Source organism: Mucilaginibacter inviolabilis, from assembly GCF_011089895.1.
In the GTDB taxonomy this organism is placed as follows: domain Bacteria; phylum Bacteroidota; class Bacteroidia; order Sphingobacteriales; family Sphingobacteriaceae; genus Mucilaginibacter; species Mucilaginibacter inviolabilis.
The window spans coordinates 459,373-484,315 of the sequence record NZ_JAANAT010000004.1 but is presented as its reverse complement, the minus strand read 5'-3'; the positions used below and the strand labels follow the sequence as shown (position 1 = coordinate 484,315).

Sequence of the window (24,943 nt, the reverse complement as noted above, 5' to 3'; positions counted from 1 at the left end):
ATGTATTCTTTTAGCTTTTTAAAGTTTAGGATTATTTCTCATTCGCAATTTCCTGGTCGGATAGTGCCCTGTTCCATATTTGCAGTTCATCTATTTTTCCGTGGAAGCCACCAATCTCCCGCAAGGGAAAAAATAGTGTTTCTACCTTACGCATCTTTGTTTTTTCTTTATCGGTAAACTGGATCCAGTTATCGTACAGTTTCTTTTGCAGTTGACCATTGATATATAAGCTTGTGCCTTTATTGGTACCGGAGATGACCACGTGTGTCCAAACGTTTTCGGGAATGGCATAATCAAAATCAAGATTATAACCATCCCGCGAGAAGCCCAGTTTGCCGGTGTTGCCTTGTTTTAATTTCACTATGGAGTTGGGGCCTTTGAACAATGTCACATCAGCAGCAGGGTTGTTAGCCGGATTGATCCAAAAGGAAACCGTATAATCATAACCGATTTCGGGATAAGGCAATGTGGCTGAATTTTTTTCGTCTGTAAATTCCAGGGCGTTGTCTTTTATGCCTTTGGTATAGGTAACTCCCTGAAGCTGTACCCGGTGGTCGGTTTTATCAAATGCAAAATGGGTAACAAAGGTGCTATCTGTTTTACTTATCCTACCCTTGATATTTACAGCCGGGCCTTCGCCAATATGTTTACTGGCTGCGGCAAAATCGGAGTAGGCGTTCTCCGTATGGTTTCCATCCCACATTTTTTGCGACAAAACCTGCATGGCCGGGAATACACGATCGTTCACATCTTTTTCGCTGATACCATTACCCACAATATCGTTCCATGCGGCAAAGGAGCCACCGATAATAGTGGGGTCACCAGCCGGGAAGCGCACATCGCCGATCATGGATGGTGTCCAATTGTCGTAAATGTTTTTATAATCCAGGTAATCATAATAATAACCGGCAGCGGGTACGATGTATAGCCAACCATCGGGCGTGCTGATCTGATTATAACCCAGTTTTTTCATATCGACAGGGTTGGCATAACCATTATACCAGGTATTCATGGTAACGTTTTTAACAGTCACAGGCGTGGTTCCTGCTGCATGTGTCAGCGCTCCCCAAACCCGCACATTTTTTCCGAAGCCTTGAACGTATTTGATAAAATGATCTGTAAAAGCGCGGAAAGCTTCCGCGTCTTTTTTGGCGTATTCGTCGGTACCGATATGGACCTCTTTACCTGTAAATACCGGGTGATCGCCGCTTATATATTCTTTCAGTATATTTTCGATAACGGTATAGGTAAGCGGATTGTGCAGATCAAGGTGATCCATGCCGTATAGTTTGCTGCCGATTTCAGGCACTACTTTGGTAAAAGCAAGAGCATGCGCGGGCACATCTATTTCGGGAATGATGCGTACGGCATAGTCGTTGGCCAACTGTTGTAGTTCAATAAATTCCTTTTTGGTGTACGAGCCATCTTTGGCGGTAAGACCGGGATAGGTTGTATTTTCTAACCGAAAAGCCGAATAAGTACTATCCCAGCTATTGTTAAAATATTTTTTGAAGCCATTGTCATTCAAATGGATCTGAAAATCGTTCATTTTATAGTAAGACATCAACTTTACATAGTCGCGTAAAAATTGCAGACTAAAAAACTTACGCCCATCATCCAGTACAAAACCCCTCACTCTAAATTCGGGATAATCACGGGCGATGCCTTTGGGGATGCTGGTTTGATGCTCCAGTAATTGCAATAAAGTACGTGTGCCCCAAAACAAACCCTGGTAATGAAGCGCGCTGATGGTGACATATTGATCAACCTTAAAATAATAACCCTCTTCGCCAATGCTTTTATCCGATTCCTGCAGGGTTAAAAAGATATCTCCCTTTTCGGGCTTGCCGGTTACTATGGGTAAACTTAATCCTGTTTGTTCTTTGATCTCTCGTTTTAAAATGGCGGCTACTTTTTGCAGTACATTTCTGTTTGCGGTATGCAGTACTATTCGGTCGGAAGATGTTAACACATAATTCCCCTGACCGCCGTGCCACTCGCGCAGCGCGGGGATAACAAAGGGCTGAGCATTGATACCTTTGCCGGCAAATTTCCCGGGTACGGTTACCTGCTTGGTAACATCATATTTAAGCGTGTCTGTTTGATTGCTAATCAGTTGAAAATACAGGTTTACCTTGCTTTCTACCAATGGAGTAATAATTGCACCCGTGCTATCAATGATGGGCGAGCGGTCGCTGCCTTTAAATAGCAAATGATACCCTTCAGGGCTTTGTGGCGAAACTATCTTTTTATCGCCGGGTTGTATAGCGCGGACTTCCGGTACGGCCGGGACTGTTTTGTTTTTTGTTTGAGCCAAGCCAAGCTCTGACATAAGCAGGATTGCAGGTAATAAGGCTTTGGAAAGATGTGATAATTTTGGTACGGACATGCTATTGTTTAGTATTTCTGTTGATGATGATCAGGAAAAAGTGATATGTAAAGTTTGATCCCGGGGAACGGTGATCTTTTTATTAAAAGAAAGTAGCAGGGCATTACCATCCTGTTTGAAGTTTACAGAAACAGGAGTTTTACCCAGCGTTACCGCTACCGAGCTTATTTTGCCTCCGGCGATCTTTTCCAGGGCGATATCTTTAAGTTCGAGTTTGCCGTATTTCAATTCCAGGGCATGCGTCTGCTTTGCCCCTGCTTGCTTTTGGGTGTAAGTGCCCCAGCCTTCAGCGGCGGTAAAGGGAGCTTTAAAATCTGCACTGCTCCATTTGGGCGCAAACCGGATATAACCCTTCGGACCATGATATTCAAAGCCGCAGGCTGTAAGGAAGGTACCATAACTGGCCATGGCACGGGCATAATGATCGCTGCATTCAATCTCATTAAAAGGGTTTCTTTTGGAGGCGTGGTAACGATCGTGGATAACCCTGGTTAGTATTAAACTTTCATCTACCATACCCTCGGCCATCAAATGGGCAGCTACCTGATGTTCAAACCCGCTCATACATTCATGAAAATAGCCCAGCTGCCAGGTGGTATTTTCGCCATAAGGTTTGGGTTCATTATGCGGGTTGGTATTCATGATCATCCCGCCTTCTCCCGCTAAGGCATAGGGCCGACCGCCGGTGTGCGTTTTGATATAGGGCCCTACATCGGTGGTAAAATTGTATTTCCACAAAGCTTTTAGCGCCAATGTTGATTTTTCCTTGCTGATAATCCGTGGTAAGCCAACCTGGAAAGCCCAGCTTTGCCCGTAAACCTGATCGATATGACAGGTATTGTAGGAACCCAGCTCTTTTCTTCCCTTAACCGCATCGGGACGATGGATAAAATATTCGCCGTTGAACAATTCCTTTTCCATGTTTTTGCTGCCGTTAGCTACATATTGCGCACAAACGTTTGCAAAAGGTTGATCGTTCATTTCAACAGCCATGGCATGAGCGGCGCTGGCAGCGGCAATACACAGACCGACTATCCAGGCTATCTCCCCTTCCCAAACGGCATCCAGCGTGTTTTCCATAGGACTGTCGGTCATACCATCACCGTTCTTATCCTGGGCCAGCATAAACTGTACGGCTTTTTTTATTTTGGGCCAATTAGTTTGTAGAAAAGTATTGTCGGCACTCATTTGGTGCTCCCTGTAAAAGCGGAGTATGGTTCCGGCCTGCCCGTCAATAGCCGGGCGGGTTTCGTCTTCTCCCCGGAAAAGAATGGCCCCGGAATCTTCTTTAAAACCAACACCCAGGTCAACCCGCTGGCGCAGATCCCTTTCCAACTCCGGGAATATACGGGCAACCGAATGGGCGTATTGCCATACATGCGTACAAGTGCCCGGGCAGGCACCCACCCCTTCCCAGCTCCAGAAGCGACCATCTGCAAAGCGATAGGTATTGGCCGTTGCCAGCGTACCTATGTTTACAAACGTACGCTCCAGGAACCAATGCGGCAGTGTGGAATTGTTCCAAGTTGCGCTCCATAGCTCCGTTGCAGTACTCAGTTTTTCGAAATTGGTATTCAGATATTGGCTCACCTCACGCGCGTCCTTAAAACGTGCGCCATAACGAAAGCCTGCCTCCGCGTCTTTTACAAAGTCTTTCAGTTTTGGGTGTGGATTATTAAAATGCCAGCTGATGGAATAATCGGCGGTGAATGATTTACCTGGAGCAAGATCCTGTTTTAGGGAGATACCGCCCACCAGTTTTTCGGGCGCATCAACACTGGCCGATTGGGTAGCAGGCAGTTCAAAGTGCTGTTCCGTAACCGGCCATGGTGATATGCTGGCCATGGCCCTGCCATTGCGGTGGTGCAGTGTAAAACACACCGTCCCGCTATCCGGTGCCGTTTTTATGGCTCCATTAGCTGCATCAAAAAACGAAAATATGTTGGTTGATTGTGTTACGGAAGATCCCTGATTAACACGTTTCCCTGTACCCTCTTTCCCGGAGAGTTTATTGGCCCCATTCTCCATCCATCCTAATATCGAAACCTGAATATGGCTACCAGTAGTATTGTTTACGGTAAGCCTTAAAATAGTAGCAGGCAAAGCCGAATTTTCCGCATCCAGGGGGATAAAGGGGGAGTACATTTTTAAGTTAACAGCAACCGGGAAGTCCTTACTTTTGTACTCAACCGTGGCTATGGGGTATGCCGGTTTAAATATGATCTCGTCCCACTGATCCTCATTCAGTTCTTTGATAAATGATTTTCCATCTACAACTACTTTTACAGCAAAGCCCTGCTCCAATATGCGCAGGTTATTGGCTATGGCAGGTTCTATATAAGCCGAGCCATCCCTTGCCCTTATCGTTCGTTCCGATGTGCCGTCGTTCCACTTTACGGCTTTGGGTTCAATCCCTTCATGGCTGCCTTCAAAGGTTTCATTATAAATTTGCCAGAGCCAGAGCCGGCCATCGCCACCCGCATAAACGGTTCCGGCATGAAGACCACCAACGGGCATACCGATATATTTAAGCTCATTTTTACTTTTATAATATGCCGTTGCTTCACCGCGATTGTACAGTGATTTTATCCACCTGGAATCGATATTTTTACGCCCGGGAATATTATGCAGTGGATAGCCTGGCGCAAATACATACCTGCTCCATGCCGGGAACTGCACAGCCGCCAAACCAGCAGTCAGCAGGCTTGTTTTTTTAATAAAATCTCTGCGGTGAATGGGTTTCTTCTGCATATTTCAATAGGTTTTCAGGTCTTGTACAAACCCACATTTGGCTTTTCTAATATCAATATTATCAGCAGCATATATTGTTATTAAACAAACGTTTGCGTGATCATAAAATCAGTAGGCCGCAATCTGGGTATATTTAAATTTCAATAAAATGATTTGTGGTTGGGTATTCAATTATAACTGGATATATTCGTTTAGCTAATACCCATGCTTCTATGAATTTAACAGAAATTAAGGATAAAATCATCAGCGGCGATCTGAAATCGTTGTTTTACAAAGGAACCAACACCGAGATCCACCCTACGGATGTGGCCAAAATATTAAACTCACTCCCTGCCGATATCGCCTTTAATTCTTTTGAAGCTTTTGCCGATAAGAAAAAAGTAACCTTATTTCCATATATCACGCATTTCCTGCAACGAAAAATCATTCAGCGTTTACCGGCGGTAGAGTCGGCCAGGATCCTGAACCAACTGAACTCTACCGACCGCTACAGCTTTTTTATTTCGTTAAATGCGATGGAACGGTCAAAGTACCTGGAGCTTCTGGATGATGATCATAAAAAAGAGACACAAGACACGTTGGGTTATCCCCGGCAAAGCATCGCACGGTTGGTTAACAATGATTTTGCCACCGTAAAAGCCGACATGACCATTGCCGAGGCCAATGAATACTTACGAAAAAACCATGCCGATACAGACATTGCCAACGTGATCTACGTGGTAGATGGTCAGGGTAAATTATTGGATGATATACCGGTGAGGCGTTTGGTATTGAATGAACCCAATAAACTGATCGGCGATATTATGGATGGGGTTTGTTTACAGCTGCACATGGAAGAAAGCACGGAAGAGGCCATTGCTAAGTTTAAAGAGTACGACCGTACGGTGCTGCCCGTAGTTAATAACGACGACCTGCTATTGGGATTGGTGAGCATTGACGATGTGTTGGATGTGGCCGAGCAGCGTAACACCCGCGAAATGCAGCGTTTTGGTGGTGTGGAATCTTTAGAGTATCCATATGTGCATACACCCATCTTCTCCCTCATCAGAAAAAGGGCGGGGTGGCTCATCATTTTGTTCCTGAGCGAAATGTTAACAGCCACCGCCATGGGTTATTTTGAGGTTGAAATTGCCAAAGCAGTAGTACTCGCCTTGTTTGTTCCCCTGGTAATTTCCAGTGGCGGTAACAGCGGTTCGCAGGCGGCAACACTCATCATCAGGGCTATGGCGGTAAAAGAACTATCGGTAAAAGATTGGTGGTATGTGATGCGCCGGGAAATATTATCGGGCTTATGCCTGGGTACTATCCTGGGTGCCATCGGCTTTTTGCGCATTACCCTCTGGCAGTATTTACATTGGTATAATTACGGGCAACATTGGCAGTTGATGGCTATCACTATATTTTTCTCCCTCATCGGTATTGTATTATGGGGAACCTTAAGCGGCTCCATGATCCCGATGATCCTTAAGAGATTGAAATTGGATCCGGCCACGTCTTCAGCACCATTTGTAGCTACATTGGTTGATGTAACCGGATTGGTGATCTATTTCAGCATTGCGGCTATTATGTTAAAGGGGACTTTGTTATAATACGGTTCACGCGGGGCTAACCCCCATCGTCCACCTCTTTTCTTCCAATTCATCATACAATTCCATGGCTTTATGTAGGCATGGTGGTATGGGTGCCGCAGTTATTTCAGTAAAAACCATTTCGGGTTGCTTGGAATGGTAACGGCTGCGCTCATCCATAGCTGCCGTATCCTGTGGGGTTAGCCTAGTATCGGAAAAAGCAGCTATCTTTTTGATCATCGGCATAGGCCCCTCGCTGTAATTAAGCAGCAGGAATCTATTGTCGGTTAATATAATTTTAAGGTACTGTTGTAAATATTTCTCGAGCACTTTTGCTATGTACATATCCTGTGCCTGTGGTGCTGCATCGTCCGTGCCAAATCCAAATATCGTGGGTTCGATGAGACCTGGTACCGACTGCAATGCCGGAATTCTTTTAAGTGAGCTGAATACTTCATTGGGGTTCCGATACATCAGCACAAAAGGTATATTAGGATAAAGTTGCCGCAATTGAGGATAAAAGAACATATGCCAGCTATCGGTCTTCACAAACAAATGCCGCTCTGCGCTCCTGCGTTTTTGCCCGTAGTATTTCATGGCCGTCATCAATAAGCGGGAACTTGTACCGGCATCAAAATCTTTATGCTGATAAGGCAGCCGGAGCAAATCGTCAAAAAACGGAACTTCAGGAAGTACAATATGTTTATCGGATGCGGTTAGCAATTGCGAAATCAATGTAGAACCACAACGGGAGATGTGAAAAATAAAAGCTGATGGTTCAACCACATCCAATCCCTGGCCCCATTCTTCAAAAAGGGCGAGGTCGCTTATAGATGATATACCCGCGTGTTCGCTGTTCAAGCCTTTGAGCTTAATAATGGTTTCGTCAAAAAAAGGTTCGGCAAATTGCTTGTCAAAAGTATTTAACCAGTGGCATTGTATTTCTCCCTCGCGGTTTACTAATTTATAAGGGATCCAGTTTTTTAGCGATAAATCAGCCATCTTCGTTTAAATAGCCGTATCGTTACCGGTTACAAAATCACCTGGTTGCTGTTCCAACTCGGCTGCCAGTTTATTGGAGACTGCCGTGTTTTGCAACCGCAGTTCCCTGATGATCTGAGGCAGCTCGTTTTTCTTATGCTCTTCCCGGAATGAAATCTTGTCCGATCCATTAATGATCCCGGCGAGCCAATCATTTACCTTACAATCAATAACGAGGTGTATGCGGTCGATAGCCCCTTCGTTTGATACTCTGTGCGGTAAATTGGCATTGATATACCAGGATTCACCTTCCTGCAGGAGGACACGTTCATCTTCGATGTAAAACATTACCTGCGGATTGGTGATAACGGGAAAATGCAGCCGGGCCTCCCCCTTTTCAAAGGCCAGTTCATTGTCACGGTGCTGCCTGATCACTGCACCGGCCTCCAGTTTTAAAAAACGTACCGCCATCACCGGGCAATGGAGATCGGAAATGAGCCGGCTTACCGAAGGAAAATGCTGCATGAACGAAGTATCCCGAAAATTGGTATCAGCCATCAGGTCGGGGGTAATATTGGTATGGTTTCCTCCCGGCGACCGTAGCGCCAGTACCGTCCAGGAGCCTTGGTAATAAGAAGTATTAAAATGCGCTTGCCATTGGTCACCAGGCAGAGCTAATTCGGCCTGCATAACCTTGGGATCAAATAGTAAAGACAAGCGTGCATAACGAATGATCATGATAAGAGGTTAATTAGGTTTTTCTTTTAAACGAAGTAAGTTATACTAAGTTGCAAAATTTCGCGGACAAGGTCTTTTATTTTTTTCCTATCTTTGCAGCAACAAAAACCCAGATCCCTTCCATGTAATAAATAATTTCTTCCAGGCAAAAATAAACACAGGCAGCGCAATGGCTTGCTTTACTTATTCACCCGTTTAGGAAAGAAATTATGCTTACTTTACAAGATATTACTTATATACACCCCAATAAGGATCTGTTGTTTACAGATCTTGATTTCATCGTTAATAATCACCAAAAAATTGCCCTGGTAGGCAATAACGGCACCGGAAAATCGACCCTGTTAAAAATTTTAGCCGGAGAACTGCAACCTTCTGGCGGACTGGTAAAGGCCGACCCAAAACCATATTATGTACCACAGCTTTTTGGGCAGTTTAATGACCATAGCGTAGCCGAGGCCCTCCGGATAGATGTTAAACTGAATGCACTCAGGGAAATTCTGGAAGGCCGGGTAACCGAGGAGAATATGGAGCTATTGAATGACGACTGGACCATTGAGGAACGCTGCCATGAGGCACTCGCACACTGGGGATTGGCCGACTTTGACCTAACGCAAAAAATGGAGTTACTCAGTGGCGGGCAAAAAACAAAAGTTTTCCTGGCGGGGATAGACATACACCAACCGGAAACTGTTTTGCTTGATGAACCAAGCAATCATTTGGATATAAGCGGCCGGAAACTTCTGTACGATTACATTACCAGAACATCCAATAGTTTGGTAATAGTGAGCCATGACCGCACCTTACTAAACCTGCTTAACACCGTGTGCGAGCTAAGTAAGCGTGGCATAACCACCTATGGTGGCAATTATGATTTTTATGCAGAGCAAAAAATGATAGAAAGCGATGCCCTGAACCAGGATGTAAAAAGCAAAGAAAAAGCGCTCCGTAAAGCAAAAGAAACAGCCAAAGAATCCATAGAGCGACAACAAAAGCTGGATGCCCGGGGTAAAAAGAAACAGGAAAAAGCCGGGGTGCCAACCATTATGATGAACACACTGAGGAACAGCGCCGAAAACAGTACCTCAAAAATGAAAGGCATTCATGCCGAAAAGGTGGGTAATATTTCGCAGGAGCTAAGCCAGTTACGGAAAGAGCTGCCCGGGATTGATAAAATGAAAATGGATTTTGATAACTCCACGCTGCACACCGGGAAAACATTGATCAATGCCAGGGGTATTAATTTTGGCTATGATGATGAGCTGCTTTGGAAACTGCCTTTAACATTTCAGGTCACAAGTGGTGAGCGATTGGTAATCAAAGGGGCTAATGGATCTGGGAAAACAACATTGGTCAGAATGATGCTGGGTGACTTGCATGCTACATCAGGCACGCTTGACAGGGCAACAGTGAAGACTATTTATATCGACCAGGATTACTCTATTATCAATAATGCCCTCAGTGTTTATGAACAGGCACAGCAATTTAATTCGGGGGCATTGCAGGAGCACGACATTAAGATCCGTCTGAACCGTTTTTTATTTACCAGGGAATATTGGGATAAACCCTGCCGGGCTTTAAGCGGCGGCGAAAAAATGCGTCTGATGCTTTGTTCCTTAACTATCAGCAACCGGGCACCAGACATTATGATACTGGACGAACCCACCAACAACCTGGATATTCAAAATATCGAGATATTAACCAATGCTATCAACGAGTACAAAGGCACACTTTTGATCATATCCCACGATGAATATTTTTTAAAAGAGGTAAACGTGGAACGCGCTATTGAATTGAGTTAAATATATTAAATGCTGTAATCTTCAACTGTTTTTATATTCTTTTTCGTGCTTGTCACCTATTTGATGATGGTGCGTCTATAAATAAGTTTTAATATTCTATACCTTTATGCATCACTCATCATCATCTATGAAAAAGGTCCTAATTCTTATCGCTTTTGTATTGGTTTCCTTCTTAACTCATGCTCAAACCTTACAGGACACCCTCGCGCAAATCGATAAAATATTCAGTGCTTGTCAGCCTCAAAATCCGGGGTACGAACTGGCTATCAGCAGGAATGGAGTGGTCATATATTCCAAAGCATGGGGCATGGCCGACCTGGAACACCAGGTTCCCTTAACCACAACATCTGTAACAGAAGCGGGATCGGTGTCTAAACAATTTACAGCCGCAGCCATCTTACTACTGGCGCAACAGGGCAAGCTTTCACTTAACGATGATATCCGCAAATATCTGCCCGAAATACCCGATTATGGCTCGATGATCAGGATAAGCAACCTGCTTCATCATACCAGCGGATTGCGCGATTGGGGCTCTGTTATGGCTATTGCCGGCTGGCCACGGTCGACCAAAACGTACAGCAATGATGATGTATTGTATATTGTATCGCGTCAAAAAAACCTGAATAATAAACCCGGTGATGAGTTTATTTACAGCAATTCAAACTTTAATCTGCAGGCACTTATTGTTAAGCGCATCACAGGCATGGAGCTGGCCGAGTTTACCCGTAAATATATTTTTGAACCCGCCGGGATGACACATACCCAGTGGCGCGACGATTTTAAACGAATTGTTTTAAACCGGGCCATTGCTTATGACAAGCTGGATACAGGCTACCAAATAGATATGCCCAATGAATATGCCTATGGTAATGGTGGCTTGTTGACCACTGCCGAAGATCTGTTAAAATGGAACGAATATTATTGGGGAGGCAAATTTGGCAACCCTTCTTTGCTATCGCAGCAAATAGCGATTGATCATCTTAACAATGGGGTGGAAAACGCCTATGGGATGGGCCTATTTATACAAAAAAATCGCGGATGGGATTATATTGTTCATGATGGGGCAACGGCGGGTTACCGGTCATTGCTGTTTCATTACCCTCAACTACATTTGTCGGTTGCTTTTTTAAGCAATGTTTCCAATGCCGACTTTAGTTTGGTTCGACGGGTAGAGAGTCTTTTAGTCCCGGATAATGAAAAACACTCATCACCAAAAACAACACAGGCTAAAACCTACCCCATTTCACCCGATAAGTTAAAGGCATTTACAGGCTGGTATCAAAATCCTAAAACCGGCAGTGGTATGCAATTGATGCTGAAAAATGACACATTATGCACTGCACGCTTTAAATTCCAACCTATTGGGCGTAGTTCTTTTAGTGTTAACGGAGAGCAGGCGATATTTAACGATAAAGGTTTTACCCACATCTCAAAAACAAAGGATACTACCTTTTACAAAAAAGTAAAAGCAGCCGCCAGCGGCGAAGCTTATCTTAAAACCTATACTGGTGTATATTATTCATCAGAAACAGAAAGCAAGTATATAGTTGTTATTAAAAACGGCAAACTTACCCTCCATATCGACCCGGTAAACGATGAACCCATTAACCCAACTTATTATGATGGTTTCAAAAGCGCCGAAGGAGGTGCGGATATATTTTTTACCAGGGATGCCAGCGATAAAATCACTGGATTTAAAATATCTGTTAGCCGTGCCAGAAATGTAACGTTTGTTAAAACACCATAAGTTGACTGTTCTATTCTATCTCTTAAATGTCCTTGATACGACGTTTAATTACCCGATAGTAAACGCTGGTCTTTATAACATTGCCACAAACAGCAATATCATGCAATCTAAATTGGGGCTGAATACAACACGAATGATGCTCCAGCTTCAATAGCGTTGTCATAATATATTTTATTATTGCTAACAGCTGCTTTTTCAGGGCTTACTTTTCCAACTCTTGAAAACTCAATCTTGTCATATCCCAGTTCGAAAATAATTTTCTCGGCGTCGCCTTGATTATATTCGGCATTGGGGTCTGCTCTTAAATAAAGCAAAAACGCATGTTTATCTCCTATTAGATATTTTGTCTTCGATTTTTCTGTGATAAGGACCGTCCCTGAGTATAAATGTACTTCAAAAAACATAAGTAAAAATAATGATTTTAAGTAAATGATCAGCAAACAAAGACCACTTCCCTTTGAGCAAGGAAGGAAATGCCCTTTTACATCTTTTTATTTCACCGTGATTGTTTTATTAAAATGAATATTATCTGATGCGCTGCCAATTTGGATTTCGAATTCGCCAGGCTCAACCACATACTGCATTCTTTCGTTATACAAACCCAATTCTGAAACAGGAACGGTAAGCGTGATCTTTTCGCGTTTGCCTGCTTTGATCAATTGCTTTTTAAACGCTTTAAGCTGTTTTACCGGCGTAGCCACCGAGCTGAATTTATCGTGCACATACAGCTGCACTACTTCTTTCCCATCACGGGTGCCTGTATTTTCAACCTCTACCTCTACTTTAATAGTTCCGCCTGCTGCCGAAAAAACAGAATCGGCCAGGGAACAGCTTACGTATTTAAAATTGGTATAGCTTAAGCCATAACCAAAGCTCCAGACAGCCTCGGGTTTGTCAAAAACGTAGTGCATATTAGGTTTTTCGGGGGTACCCGGACCATCAAACGGTTCTTCCCTGTCGGTTACATAATGATTATAAAAGCATGGGGTATTGCCGGTACTCCTCGGGAAGGAAATATTCAGTCTGCCTGACGGATTTATAGCTCCGGTCAGGATATCGGCCAATGTACGGCCCTGCTGTTCACCGCCATACCATTGAACAAGCACAGCATCGGCATTATCTTTTACCCAAGGCATAGCCAGCGGCTTACCCGATATAAACACCACAATCATAGGCTTTCCCGTAGCTTTTATCGCTTTCAGCAGATCTTCCTGTACACCGGGTAGTTCCAATGATGAAAGGTCAAATCCTTCGCCTGCAGTAGAATATTTAGGACTACGACCCAAAAACGTACTGCGCGTACCGATAGCCACGATGGCCAGATCGCTTGCTTCAACAGCCTTCACCGCTTCCGGAATATTGGTTTTGTTCTGGCTCCACCAGTCGCAGCCTTCTACATTACGGATAATAGCTTTATTGCCGATAACATCTTTAAGGCCTTGCAGCAGGGTTACACCTTCTTTGGTATCTCTTTGCGTCCAGGAGTAATCGCCAAAAATGGTTTGGTTACTGTTAGGGCCCACCACTGCTATGGATTTGTATTTGGACAGATTTAAAGGCAAAATATTATTGCTATTCTTAACCAAAATGGCACTTTCGTCAGCAACTTCTTTAGACATGGCAATATTCGCAGCACTGTGAACCATCTTGCTCACCTTGGCCGGATCGCCATAGGGATGATCAAACAAACCCAGGGTAAACTTCACCGTTAAAACTCTTCTCACCGCCTGATCGATATATTTCTTATCTAATTTACCGCTGCCTACCATTCTTTCCAGGGTTTCATAAGCGCCATCGACATCCAGATCAATACCAGCTATTAAAGCCATTTTCGCGGCGTCTTCCTGGGTTTCAACAGCATGATGAAAGGTCTGCAAACGATCAACCGATCCCCAATCAGAGTAGGCATACCCTTTAAAGCCAAGCTCTCCGCGCAATATATCGGTCATATAATAATGTGAGCCAGAAAGCGCCACACCATCATACGAGCTATAACATGACATTACGGATAGAGGATTGGTTTCAGCTATAACCCTTTTAAAGGGATACATGTACAGGCTCCGCAACTCCCGTTCACCACCGCTTACGTTTGCACAATTTAAACCACCCGAAGGACTGCCATGCGCCATAAAATGTTTTGGGGTACAGGTAATAGGGTATTTTTGATAACCGTTAACAAAGGCTACGCCCATTTCGGCTATCAGGTACGGATCTTCGCCAAAAGTTTCTTCAACACGCCCCCATCGCAGCTCTCTTGCAATATCCAACACCGGCGAAAGAATCTGGTGGATACCTATGGCGTTGGCTTCGGCTCCAGCTGTTTCCGTCATCCTCCGAATCAGAGCGGGATTGAAAGTACTGCCCTGCGCCAATGCTTGCGGGTAAATAGTACAATTATTTTGTAATATACCTTCAATGCCTTCGGCTGCAGTAAGGATAGGTATACCCAGCCTGGTTTTGGTGAGCATATAGGTTTGCAGTTTCTGATACATATCGGCACATTCAGCTGCTGTCCTGTTCATTTCATGGGTACAACCGTAGCTGTTACCTTTGAAAATATTCTCGATATCGGCGGCACCACCCGAAGCCCGGTTTTGCAATTGCTGAATCTTTTCCTGCAAGGTCATCCGCGATAGCAAATCCTCCACCCTATCATGAATGGCAGCCTTACTATTTTTATATAAAGGCGTATCTGTTTTAGGATGTAAAGCGCCAAAAGATGGACCGGCTACTAAAGCTAGTAAAGCGATCAGAGCAAATGTTTTTTTCATCAGAAATTAATTAGAGATATAGATTAAATGAGGATGAATGAACTGTAAAATCGTTTGACAACAATGCCTGAACCATCTATTTTGTAAAGTAATCGCATCATATCAACGGGGTAATTGAGAATATATTAAAAGGCTTTTACAATCGATTGCGAAAATAGTAAAAATATTGAAAGTACAATAGTAAAAGGTTTTATCAAATATAATTTCCGGTAATATGCTTGCCTTAAAAATGTCAGTCTATGGTAAATGCTGCAAAGAGTGGTTAACTGACAGGTTAAAATTACCATCCATGGTATATATTTGTAGTGTGAAAATAGAAGAAGAGATAAAACAGCAGCATTTCAATGCTCCACAGCATAGAGCCGGGATGAATATCATCTTTACGGCCAACTGGCTTCTGAACGAAATAGCTGTTGCACTAAGGCCTATTGACCTGTCATTACAACAATTGAATGTGTTAACCATTTTGAAAGGTCAGCCGAATCATACTGCAAACGTAAATCTGATCAGGGAACGTTTAATTGATCGTATGCCCAATGTATCCAGAATGCTGAATAAACTGATGGATAAGGGTTTTATTCAAAAGGACAGGGCGCATTCTGATCAGCGGGTGGTATATATCAAATTAACCCCAGAGGGAGAAAAGGCTGCGGTTAAAGGCCGTGAGCTTTTTGATAAAATTCATTACGGCCTTAATGATAAAGAAGCAGATCTGCTGAATGATCTTTTGGAAAAAATAAGAAAGTAAAAAAATTTAATCATATATAATCCATGGAATATAAATCCATGACTTATAATTTATTTTATATTATCATGAATAACAGAACAATTATATTAAACAGCAGGCCATCAGGGATGCCTGTAGCAAGTGATTTTAAATTGATAACAGAACCTATGCCTCCAATTGGCCCTGGTGAAATATGGTTAAAAACGTTGTATGTATCCATCGATCCGTACCTGCGGGGTAAAATGTCAGGAACAAAGTCACCACGTTTTGAACTCGACGCCCCCCTATCGTCAATGATCATTGCCGAAGTAGTAGAATCAAGGAACAAAGACTTTAGCAAGGGCGAATATGTGAAACAGTATCTTGATTGGAAGGAATACCAGGTATCCAACGGAGAAGGGCTGATTAAAATAAGTTCAACGCTGGCTCCTTTAAGCACTTACCTGGGTGTTTTAGGGATAACCGGCTTATCAGCCTATTTTGCATTATTGGAGATTGGTAAACCCCAGACAGGCGAAACACTGGTTGTTTCGGGTGCTGCGGGCGCTGTTGGAAGTATAGCCGGGCAGATAGGTAAGTTAATGGGTTGCCGGGTGATTGGCGTTGCCGGTACAGATGAAAAAGTAGAATTATTGAAAACCAAATTCGGCTTTGATGACGCTATCAATTATAAAACTACCCCTGATATGAAAGTGGCCATAGCAAAGGCTTGCCCTAACGGAGTTGATATTTATTTTGATAATGTTGGCGGCGCCATTTCCGATGCGGTAATTGCCAACATAAATAAATATGGCCGGATACCGGTTTGCGGTTCCATATCAAACTACAATGATACCACAGAACAAATAAGTCCGAGCTTATTACCACTAGTTGTTTATAAATTTCTCACCATTCAGGGCTTTTTAATAGCAGACTATGCATCAAAATTCCCAGAAGGCATCACCAGGTTATCTTCCTGGTTAAACGAAGGAAAAATAACGTATTCTGAAACTATACTGAATGGTTTTGACCGCCTGCCGGAGGCTTTTATTGGTTTGTTTGAAGGCAGGAACGAGGGCAAAATGATCGTGAAGGTTTAATTGTAACAAAAACTGCTGATTACCATCCAATCAATAAATTATAAATTTCTGCAAATGGGTAAAAAAGAATCATTTTCCATCAGTGGCGGAGCCCTGCTGGGAAAAATAAAAGAACTGGTTCATGAAGGTAATGTGAGCCGGATAACAATTAACGACAAGAGCGGTAAGGAACTCATGAGCTTTCCTTTAAGCGTGGGTTTACTGGGGGTTATACTGGCACCGGTATTTGCTGCTGTGGGTACATTGGCTGCCCTGGTGACCGAATGTACTATCACCGTAGAAAGGGAGGACGGCGACGATACAGAAAAAGGCGTTGAGCCTGTTAATTAAATATATTAATTCCTGGGCGAACGCTCCTAACGATGGCCCAGCCAGTAGCCCAGGATCAAAGCAATAGCGATCAGCGCCCACCAAATATATTGCCGGGTGCGGTAGCTATTGATTTGTTTTTCAAGACGGGAAATTTCCGACTGGTTAGCCAGTTTTTCGGTTTGCAGGCGCATATTTTGCTGCTGTAATTTAACTAACGTGCCGCCAACCTCCACAGGCTTTTGCTGCTCCAACTGGTAACGCCGGCTAAAGCCGCCATCTTTAAGAAACTTCTCGCCTTTTGGCTTCAATATCAGTTTCTCCGGCAGTTCGTAATCGCCATGATTGCCCGACTCCTTGATCAACCCCTCCCATGTCAATATTTGCACCATGGCAAAAGCGGTAGCTTCGTCCCCGTCAAAAAGTTTGAGTAATTGCGTGCGTGTCAGGCTGTCTGGTATACCAAAAGCTTCCAGCATAGCATCCAACATTTCACACTCATATTCATTCAATTCCGTCATTACCACAAACTTCGCAAAAAATTGCGATTATTTGCGATTTGCCAGCATTATCGTTGATAACAACCTCTCCAGGGAAAAGCTAAGATGAACGGATAAAATCAAACTATATAACTACTAAAATCAATGTGCCCGGCCTTGTTCGCTTTCGGCACCACCGGTGTCACGCTTATGCGGCACATTAGTCGATTTACCAAAACTGTAGGTAAATGCCAGGGTGGCCACTTGTGTATCTACAAAGTTGTGGTAGGTTGCGGTAGCATCTGCAATGTTGGTAATAGCACCGCTTGGACTAAATGATTTAAAAACATCGCGCATGTTTAACTTGATTGAACCCTTGTTGTTCAATATCTTTTTCTGAACGGCAATATTAACCATACCTGTAGGTATAGAAACAAACTGCCCATAAGTGCCCCCACTATTATACCAACCGCTTAACTCAGCGCTCCATGTTTTTGACAAGGTGAATTGATTATTGCCATTGGCACTAAAAGTATATTGTGATTGGTGGAGGTAACCCGTGTAAAATTGTCCCTGATAAGTATTATTATATTCCTCGGCGTATAAGTTAACCGACCACCATTTGGTAGGCTGAAGATTGCTATTAACCGAAAGATCCCAGGTTTTCTGCTGCCCTATATTACCCGTAGTGCTCACAAATACATTACCGTTTTTATGAATAGTTTCATTTTGGACATCGGTTGTGTAATTATAGGCAAGCGCTACTGTAAATAAACTTTTGAAACTATAAGCCAGTTTGTAATTATCCGTAAACTGTGGTTTCAGAAAGGGATTGCCGGAAAAGTAGGTAAACTTGTCTACAAAAAAAGTAAAAGGATTTAAACTTCCATAGCTCGGTCTCCCAATTCTACGGCCGTACGAAGCAACCAACACGTTATGGCCTGCGGTATCCAGATTGTAAGAAAAATAAGTTGTTGGGAACAGATTAGTATAATGTTTAACAAATGATGAATCACCCTTTTGCCCATTCCCTAACTGGTGCCCGTCGCCATTGGTGTTCTCTAACCGCAGGCCTGTTTGTAATGAAAACCGGCCAAAGGTTTTATTGAAATTAACATAAGCGGCATTTATATTTTCTTTGTACAAAAACCGGTTGGTATTGTTATAATCAATAGTGCTTACATTATCAATCACGTTAAAGTAATTGGCAGCGTTATCCGTATTAACATAGCTGCTCTTAACACCGGCCTCCAGTTTTGCCTTGCCTTTCAGCGGATGAGTATAATCGGCTTTTGCAGAGTAAATATTAATGGTAGAAGGCAAATTGTCACTTATAGTCTGTGAATTTGTTAAAGTACCATCGGGCAAGAAAGTATTATTTACAAACAATTGATTACTGCCCGATACATCGTGGATGTAATCCAGATCAAAGGTAAGAGACCTGCCGGTACTATCAAATTTGTGAGTGTAGTTTAGGTTGATACCTTTACTATCGAACTTATTTTTGGAGGTATTAAGTGAATTAACGGTAGAATCCAAGCCACCAATTTTATCATATAGTAAACTGTAAACCGGACTGCTGTCATGATCGCGGGATATATTACCGGTGAGCACTACTCCCCAGGTTGTTTTTGGCGATATAAAATAATCTAAGCCCGCTTTAATATTGGTATTGTTACTGGAGGGTCTGAAGTAGGAAATATCTTTTAAAGAAGAGGTCAGATCGCCGTTCGCATCCAAATAATTCCGGTCTATTTCCAGTCTTCTGAAGGTCTTCTGCTTGTTATAAGCAACATTGGTAAAAATGTTAACCTTGTCTATACGGTAATTAAAGTTGATGCTCTCATTTGTGCGGCCATAAAAACCCTGGGCAAAGTTTGCCGATACCACAGCATTAAACCCCCTGGTGGTATTTTTTTTGGTTTTGATGTTGATTACCCCCGCATTTCCTGCGGCATCATATTTAGCCGGAGGATTATCCATCAGCTCTATCTGATCCAATGCTGAGGATGGCAGAGAGCGCAGGTATGTTGCCAGATTCGCGGCCGAAAGGTAGGTAGGTTTATCATCAATCATCACCATTACACCGCTTTTCCCTTTAAAGGTAATATTACCATCGGCATCTACCAGCACACCCGGAGTCTTGGCCAGTACTTCCAAAGCATTGGCACCTGTGTTGGATATCAGCGCCCCAACATTAACTACGGTACGATCAATCTTTTGCTGTACGTATGATTTTTGGGCAGTTACAGTTACTTCATCTAACTTTTTCCCAATTGACGATAATATAAAGGGTGGTAGTTTAACCGTTTTTTGCCCATTCACCGGCACAGGCTCACTCCTGTAATTTTTATAACCTATATAAGATGTCTTGATGATATAGGTGTTATCTTTTAAGTTTTGAAAGGCGAAACTGCCATCCGTATTAGCCAGTTTGGTACTTAAAACAACCGAATCCTTTGCCGTAAGTAAAATCACGGTTGCCCCATCAAGTGGTTTCCTGGCATCATCCAATACCGCTCCCGAAATGCTACCGCCTTTTGTTTGAGCATCGGCAAAATTGAACAGAAATAATGTAAAGAAGGTTAAAAAAATTAGGGACGGTAATTTCATGCCTACAAGACATCGATTGCATTAAAATCGTTACAGAATTGTTATTATTTTTTTGCACAAACGCCAATGGTAAGGTTATAAAAAAAAACACCCCTATCTTAAATCGTTTGGTTAGGTTTTGAACCTTTATTTGTTTAATAAAACAGCCTCTACATATTGTTCTGCAATTTTATTCCAGTTAAATATTTGAGGTGATTTAGTGTATGCATTTTGAGAAAATTCGTTCAATTTCTCTTTGTTTTTACTGATATTGGCTATCGCGGCTGCCACCCCTTGAGGCGTTAGCTCATCCACAACCAGGCCAAATTGTTCTTTTTTTACAATATCGCCCAGATTTGTACCTTTTGACACCAGTACCGGCATACCATAGCACAACGCCTCAATTACTCCCGTAGGCATCCCTTCCCATCTGGAGGTATGAACAAATAAATGATGGGTGGAGTATAATTCCTCTTTTTCTGTTTGCTGGTAAACAGGCTCCTTAAGTTTAACTTTTTCTGTTAAATTCAGCTTACTAATAAGCTCCTGTAAATAGTTATATGAGGGTTCGGTAAATCGGGGGCCTATTAATGTTAATTCTACATCGATGTCCCCAAGATGGCTCATGCTTTCTATCAGCAGATCTAATCCTTTGTGCAATGGATCCAACCGGCCCAAAAACAACAATTTTAGTTTTTGACCGGATCTTATATCAGAGTGATTATATATTGATTTTTTGATCTTGCCCTCAGGAAACCCATTTAAAAGCGAATAGCAGGGTTTTGATGAATAACGCCCAATAAAATTGGCCTCTTGTTTTCCATGAATAAAAAAGTAATTCATTCGTCTTAAAAAGCTCTTTTCAAAAAGCAGCAGGAACAATTTCTTTTTGAGGTAGTTTCTCTGAAATGAATAATCATGATAGCCACCCTGCGGGGTTACACATAATGGGATATTTAAAGATTTAACAACCTTGCTTATACCAATATTTATAGGCGTAAAAACACTATGAAGATTAACACAGATAATGGAATCCCGATCGGCTGTCAATTTATTTCTCAACCCCTCTGATACTTTGAAGCTGAACAAACTATCATTAAAATGAACATAAAAAGGGTAATCATTCCGATCTATTTCGGTACTTAACCCCCACAATTCGCATTTATAACCAAGTTGATTGGTATGGACAGCAATATTTTCAATCACATTATACGCCCCATTAACCCGGTCGGTAGCGAAATTGGCAATAATTACAATCTTTTTATTATCATCCGTTTTTTTGAAAATCTCGTCGGCCATATATTTACTTATACGCAATTTAATAATGACGAGTTATAAAATAACTTATCCTACATGTATTAAACTTAATACATTGGGAGCCTCACTCAGAATGCATCACCAGGTAGGATCAGGGCCTGTCTTTATCGCTTCCCAGATTATTAATTAGATTACTTGTGCAGTAACTTACTCAGCTCATCCAGCTTCAACGCCTGCTCTTTCAGTTGATTCTTTAAATCTTTGTTTATTTGCTCCTGTTCTTGCTCTTTTTTATCCTTTTCTATTAAATACAAGGTCAATTCTTCCACTTTCTTCATCAGCAGCGTATTCATTTTACTCACATCAAGCCCTTTTTTGATCATCTCCTGTTCGGATGGCACTTCTGGTAGATGCTGGTTCTGGTCTATATACTCCTTTACCTCACTTAATGGACGCAGGCGGTAATCTTTTTTGAAAACATAATCGCCCCATCCGTTCAGATCGATTATTACAGATTTTGAGTGAATAGTACCATTTACATCCAACTTATTCTGCGGGTTGGTTTGTCCAATACCTACATTGCCGGTATGCAATACCGTAAATACCGGGCTGCCTACATTATTGCTCATAAATATCCCGGTTGTTCCCGCTGCTAAATATCCCGGATTAGCATCGCCGAATTTGATGTTATTGGTAAAATTGGAACTACTGACTGTAATATCCAGCTTTGCCGCCGGGGTAGATGTTCCTAAACCCAGGTTACCCTGTTTAATCGTTAGGTAAGTGTTGGCCGCTGTTCCCCAGGATTGCACATCCCCTGTTGGGTCGCGCTCCCACCATGTGCGGGTGTCGGTCTGCGGGGTCATAAAAGAACCATCTATCGATATACCATCATGTAATCTGGCCGTAGTAAAGTCGCTTCCTGCCGCATTTCTTACCAGCCATATGTTATTCTGAACGTTATTTGCTGCCGACCCACCAACTGAGCTCAGTAACAGATTATTTTTGACAACACTGCCCAAAGCTGTAGATTGATAAACGGCCAGTTTTGCTACCGGGTTGTTGGTTCCAATACCCACATTGCCTGTATTGGTATTATAAACGTTGTTAACATTAGTTGTCCATTGAGCATGGGAAAATTGGGCAATACCCAGTATTGCAACAATAGTGAGACTTACTTTTTTCATGGTTTAATCAAGAAGGGTTTAGTTTAATTGGATTAAGGTTTTATAAGTGTTTTCATTCGGCTTTCTTTAACAGATATTTTTCCGCTATTGAAGATTTCAGGAAGATGGGGTACTTGCATTGTGATAAATTGATCATATACGTCGTTCAGGTCTACCAAATATAATAAAATATCATCTTAACCTAGAGGTTTCTATAATTTTCACGGCCTATTTTTTATCAAATTCTAATATTTTATCAACTATTGTTAATACCTACTTGAATTACATTCAAAACAGATCCCATATCACATTCTGCCCACAGTTTGCTATAATTTTAGCAATGCCAGAACAGGTGTTTTCTTTAGTAAAGCAGGGCTGCATATCTTATTCTTAAAATACCAATTTTTAGGTATTACTAATGATTGGATTTTAGTATACCTTCAAAAATAAGAAATGAGTGAGGTGAATTTGTCGAAAAGAAATTGCTTTGCGAATGGTAATGGACAACTCCCGCGGGTATGCAAAAAGCAACATAAAATGAAAAAAGTACTATTTGTTATAATTACACTGTTGGGAATAAATGTTACAGCATTTGCCCAATCTTTAAAAGAAATGACGAATTATAGCATGTCCATTTTTTTGGCAGGCAAAACTACCATCGCGTTAACCCAATCGGTAGAAATCGATACAGGCAAAAATAAGGTAGCAGTTTATACGGCCATGATTAACCCGCTCACAAAAAAGAATGATGTTGCAGATACCAGTATAATTGATGCATCTACACTCGCCCCTATTTACCATGCGTCTGTTAACTCCGATCATAACTATGAGCTTCATTTTGGTAACAATGCAATTACCGGCTATTATATTGATAAACGGACCCAAAAAAATACCGCTATAAAGGATCCGGTAAATCTGCCATTAATTGACGGCAGTTCGCTTGACTATATGTTTACTAAACTTCCGCTTTCGGCAGGGTTCAAAAAAAATTTCAATGTTTATAATTACAATCCTAATGGCCAATCGAGTATCTCAAAAGCATCTATTGGTGATGTGGAAAATGACACCTATGCGAGTATCCATTATGGCAATCGTAATGTATGGAAAGTTAGCATGACAGCTATTACCCCAAACGGCGAGCAGCGCAAATACATTTATTATCTTGATAAAGATACTCGCAGATTATGGCATTATGATGTTGAAATAGGTGGCAAAATGATTTTCTCAGCCGTTAATAATGAGGATGATTACAACCCGTATCATAGCACATTTGACAAAAAAGAAACCCTTAAACTCATAACGGAAGGTAAATCTGTAATTTCGGGGCAAGCCTTTGCCCGGGAAAATGATGCAGCTATAAAAGGCATAGCTATTATAAATCTCAATAAAAAGCAGGTGGCGCAAATGGGTACAGCTGTAATATTAATCCCATATACCGATTTTTTTAAGGAGTGGTATGAACAAAATAAAAAAGCCAGCAAAACAGGAAAATCCGCACCGCTGCCCATGTCAGCAATCCAATGTATCAAAACAACAAAAATATCTGATAATGAAGGGCATTTTGAATTTACCAATCTGATGCCTGGCGACTATCTACTGATAACACAATTTACCATGAAGCATGGTGCTTCCCAAACTGAAGTTACAGGCTACACGGATACTTATATCAATGGAACATATCAGGGCACTAATACAAATACAACTACACATTACTTTAACGTGCTCATGACAGCCAGTGCCCAAAAAGTGGTAACCATAAAACAAGATGGTGAAACCGCAGTGGTTAAATTAAAGCAAACACAACAGTAAAATCTGTAATGCCTTTTAAAAAGAAAAACATGTATCGAATAATTTTAATCGTCACTTTATTATCTGCTCATTCGTTGTTTAGCTCTGCGCAAACCGCGCCGGATGTAACGGTATTCGGATTTACGCTGGGCGAAAAATTAACCATTCCTGAATGCCCCTGCCAGATTGCTGAATCAAAAACGATAGGTAATTCCGGAGTTTTTAGTATAAAACACTTTAAAGGGTATCAATATACTCAGGGAAAATTTCAACCCGTTGCCAGCACATGCTTTGAACGTAAAGACATAGATAAATATACGGTTAAAAAAAGCGAGCAATTGAATCCGCTTCCAGCGTTTAGCGACGGAGAAATTACCATTCGATTTGCACCATCAGATGCTCCCGCAAAGGAAATGTGCCCTTTGGGAACATTTGATGCAACTGTTGGCGATTCCAAATTACTTGCCGTTTACTCTGTAATTTACACTGGTGATGCGAACAATATATTTGAAATCCTGAAAAAAAAATATGGGACAAACGTTTCGGTGAAATCTGAAAAAATACAAAATTATTATGGGGCAACGCTGGAATATTATACAGCTGCCTGGGGTTTTACCAATTTATATGTCATATTAATGAGTTCAATGCATAGTTCGCTTTCAGAACAATTCGGTAAATTAATTATTGAACTACCGCCAAAACGAGAAGCACAACCCGAAGCTAAACGAAAATTATAGGAGTAAACCAGTTACTCTCCTTTTTGTCATCCAATTGCCATGATGTTGAGCTCTTTAAAATCTTC

At 42.0% G+C, this 24,943-nt stretch carries 18 protein-coding genes; 8 read left to right on the top strand and 10 right to left on the bottom strand.

Annotation, left to right across the window (positions count from 1 at the left end; translation table 11 throughout):
- Window positions 1–31: 31 nt before the first annotated feature.
- A complete protein-coding gene (locus G7092_RS25630; RefSeq protein WP_166094093.1) occupies window positions 32–2,332 on the bottom strand; it encodes a glycoside hydrolase family 20 protein in 2,301 nt (766 codons plus the stop codon).
- An 87-nt stretch (window positions 2,333–2,419) separates the two neighbouring features.
- Complete coding sequence (locus tag G7092_RS25625) at window positions 2,420–5,140, bottom strand: GH116 family glycosyl hydrolase (protein ID WP_166094091.1); 2,721 nt, start codon at window positions 5,138–5,140, stop codon at window positions 2,420–2,422.
- A gap of 212 nt (window positions 5,141–5,352) precedes the next feature.
- Here G7092_RS25625 and mgtE point away from each other — a divergent pair, with 212 nt between their 5' ends.
- Window positions 5,353–6,729: a magnesium transporter gene (gene mgtE, locus G7092_RS25620; RefSeq protein WP_166094088.1), complete on the top strand. Its 1,377-nt coding sequence runs from the start codon at window positions 5,353–5,355 to the stop codon at window positions 6,727–6,729.
- A 6-nt stretch (window positions 6,730–6,735) separates the two neighbouring features.
- On the opposite strand, the gene G7092_RS25615 is transcribed toward mgtE, so the two are convergent.
- Together G7092_RS25615 and G7092_RS25610 are read right to left on the bottom strand one after the other, a co-directional pair.
- Window positions 6,736–7,710 (bottom strand): sulfotransferase, encoded by a 975-nt coding sequence (locus tag G7092_RS25615; RefSeq protein ID WP_166094086.1) that lies wholly within the window; start codon window positions 7,708–7,710, stop codon window positions 6,736–6,738.
- A gap of 6 nt (window positions 7,711–7,716) precedes the next feature.
- On the bottom strand, window positions 7,717–8,427 hold the full coding sequence (locus tag G7092_RS25610; protein WP_166094083.1) for an aspartyl/asparaginyl beta-hydroxylase domain-containing protein: 711 nt from the start codon (window positions 8,425–8,427) through the stop codon (window positions 7,717–7,719).
- Window positions 8,428–8,636: 209 nt separating this feature from the next.
- Between G7092_RS25610 and G7092_RS25605 the strand changes: the two genes are divergently transcribed.
- On the top strand, window positions 8,637–10,226 hold the full coding sequence (locus tag G7092_RS25605) for an ABC-F family ATP-binding cassette domain-containing protein (protein WP_166094081.1): 1,590 nt from the start codon (window positions 8,637–8,639) through the stop codon (window positions 10,224–10,226).
- Window positions 10,227–10,353: 127 nt separating this feature from the next.
- Entirely contained in the window at window positions 10,354–11,973 is a 1,620-nt protein-coding gene (locus G7092_RS25600; protein ID WP_166094079.1) for a serine hydrolase domain-containing protein, read from the top strand.
- Window positions 11,974–12,080: 107 nt separating this feature from the next.
- Here G7092_RS25600 and G7092_RS25595 read toward each other — a convergent pair whose 3' ends face one another.
- Window positions 12,081–12,377: a hypothetical protein gene (locus tag G7092_RS25595; protein ID WP_166094077.1), complete on the bottom strand. Its 297-nt coding sequence runs from the start codon at window positions 12,375–12,377 to the stop codon at window positions 12,081–12,083.
- Between the two features lie 87 nt (window positions 12,378–12,464).
- Entirely contained in the window at window positions 12,465–14,744 is a 2,280-nt protein-coding gene (locus G7092_RS25590) for a glycoside hydrolase family 3 N-terminal domain-containing protein (protein ID WP_166094075.1), read from the bottom strand.
- Between the two features lie 289 nt (window positions 14,745–15,033).
- Here G7092_RS25590 and G7092_RS25585 point away from each other — a divergent pair, with 289 nt between their 5' ends.
- From G7092_RS25585 to G7092_RS25575, 3 genes are all read left to right on the top strand, one after another.
- Entirely contained in the window at window positions 15,034–15,492 is a 459-nt protein-coding gene (locus G7092_RS25585) for a MarR family winged helix-turn-helix transcriptional regulator (RefSeq protein WP_202985420.1), read from the top strand.
- A gap of 65 nt (window positions 15,493–15,557) precedes the next feature.
- Window positions 15,558–16,550: an NADP-dependent oxidoreductase gene (locus G7092_RS25580; RefSeq protein WP_166094072.1), complete on the top strand. Its 993-nt coding sequence runs from the start codon at window positions 15,558–15,560 to the stop codon at window positions 16,548–16,550.
- A 54-nt stretch (window positions 16,551–16,604) separates the two neighbouring features.
- The gene (locus tag G7092_RS25575; protein WP_166094070.1) at window positions 16,605–16,880 is read left to right on the top strand and encodes a DUF4342 domain-containing protein; all 276 of its coding nucleotides are present in this window, start codon (window positions 16,605–16,607) and stop codon (window positions 16,878–16,880) included.
- Between the two features lie 26 nt (window positions 16,881–16,906).
- On the opposite strand, the gene G7092_RS25570 is transcribed toward G7092_RS25575, so the two are convergent.
- The 4 genes from G7092_RS25570 to G7092_RS25555 all read right to left on the bottom strand — a co-directional run bounded on the left by G7092_RS25570 (window position 16,907) and on the right by G7092_RS25555 (window position 22,374).
- Window positions 16,907–17,380, bottom strand: a complete 474-nt coding sequence (locus G7092_RS25570; protein ID WP_166094067.1) for a hypothetical protein — start codon at window positions 17,378–17,380, stop codon at window positions 16,907–16,909.
- 120 nt (window positions 17,381–17,500) lie between these two features.
- Window positions 17,501–19,951 carry a TonB-dependent receptor gene (locus G7092_RS25565; RefSeq protein WP_166094064.1) on the bottom strand — a complete coding sequence of 817 codons (2,451 nt, stop codon included), beginning with the start codon at window positions 19,949–19,951 and terminating at the stop codon, window positions 17,501–17,503.
- Between the two features lie 126 nt (window positions 19,952–20,077).
- Entirely contained in the window at window positions 20,078–21,229 is a 1,152-nt protein-coding gene (locus G7092_RS25560; protein ID WP_166094062.1) for a glycosyltransferase family 4 protein, read from the bottom strand.
- Window positions 21,230–21,378: 149 nt separating this feature from the next.
- Entirely contained in the window at window positions 21,379–22,374 is a 996-nt protein-coding gene (locus G7092_RS25555) for a hypothetical protein (protein ID WP_166094060.1), read from the bottom strand.
- Between the two features lie 516 nt (window positions 22,375–22,890).
- Between G7092_RS25555 and G7092_RS25550 the strand changes: the two genes are divergently transcribed.
- Window positions 22,891–24,162 carry a DUF3108 domain-containing protein gene (locus tag G7092_RS25550; RefSeq protein WP_166094057.1) on the top strand — a complete coding sequence of 424 codons (1,272 nt, stop codon included), beginning with the start codon at window positions 22,891–22,893 and terminating at the stop codon, window positions 24,160–24,162.
- A gap of 8 nt (window positions 24,163–24,170) precedes the next feature.
- Window positions 24,171–24,878: a hypothetical protein gene (locus G7092_RS25545; protein ID WP_166094055.1), complete on the top strand. Its 708-nt coding sequence runs from the start codon at window positions 24,171–24,173 to the stop codon at window positions 24,876–24,878.
- Window positions 24,879–24,943: the final 65 nt, after the last annotated feature.

Coding starts and splice junctions, on each gene's coding strand:
- G7092_RS25560 (WP_166094062.1), bottom strand. CDS start 21,229: ATGGCCGACGAGATTTTCAAAAAAACGGATGATAATAAAAAGATTGTA.
- G7092_RS25570 (WP_166094067.1), bottom strand. CDS start 17,380: ATGACGGAATTGAATGAATATGAGTGTGAAATGTTGGATGCTATGCTG.
- G7092_RS25590 (WP_166094075.1), bottom strand. CDS start 14,744: ATGAAAAAAACATTTGCTCTGATCGCTTTACTAGCTTTAGTAGCCGGT.
- G7092_RS25550 (WP_166094057.1), top strand. CDS start 22,891: ATGAAAAAAGTACTATTTGTTATAATTACACTGTTGGGAATAAATGTT.
- G7092_RS25545 (WP_166094055.1), top strand. CDS start 24,171: ATGCCTTTTAAAAAGAAAAACATGTATCGAATAATTTTAATCGTCACT.
- G7092_RS25605 (WP_166094081.1), top strand. CDS start 8,637: ATGCTTACTTTACAAGATATTACTTATATACACCCCAATAAGGATCTG.
- G7092_RS25615 (WP_166094086.1), bottom strand. CDS start 7,710: ATGGCTGATTTATCGCTAAAAAACTGGATCCCTTATAAATTAGTAAAC.
- G7092_RS25575 (WP_166094070.1), top strand. CDS start 16,605: ATGGGTAAAAAAGAATCATTTTCCATCAGTGGCGGAGCCCTGCTGGGA.
- G7092_RS25555 (WP_166094060.1), bottom strand. CDS start 22,374: ATGAAAAAAGTAAGTCTCACTATTGTTGCAATACTGGGTATTGCCCAA.
- mgtE (WP_166094088.1), top strand. CDS start 5,353: ATGAATTTAACAGAAATTAAGGATAAAATCATCAGCGGCGATCTGAAA.
- G7092_RS25610 (WP_166094083.1), bottom strand. CDS start 8,427: ATGATCATTCGTTATGCACGCTTGTCTTTACTATTTGATCCCAAGGTT.
- G7092_RS25585 (WP_202985420.1), top strand. CDS start 15,034: ATGGTATATATTTGTAGTGTGAAAATAGAAGAAGAGATAAAACAGCAG.
- G7092_RS25595 (WP_166094077.1), bottom strand. CDS start 12,377: ATGTTTTTTGAAGTACATTTATACTCAGGGACGGTCCTTATCACAGAA.
- G7092_RS25600 (WP_166094079.1), top strand. CDS start 10,354: ATGAAAAAGGTCCTAATTCTTATCGCTTTTGTATTGGTTTCCTTCTTA.
- G7092_RS25630 (WP_166094093.1), bottom strand. CDS start 2,332: ATGTCAGAGCTTGGCTTGGCTCAAACAAAAAACAAAACAGTCCCGGCC.
- G7092_RS25565 (WP_166094064.1), bottom strand. CDS start 19,951: ATGAAATTACCGTCCCTAATTTTTTTAACCTTCTTTACATTATTTCTG.
- G7092_RS25580 (WP_166094072.1), top strand. CDS start 15,558: ATGAATAACAGAACAATTATATTAAACAGCAGGCCATCAGGGATGCCT.
- G7092_RS25625 (WP_166094091.1), bottom strand. CDS start 5,140: ATGCAGAAGAAACCCATTCACCGCAGAGATTTTATTAAAAAAACAAGC.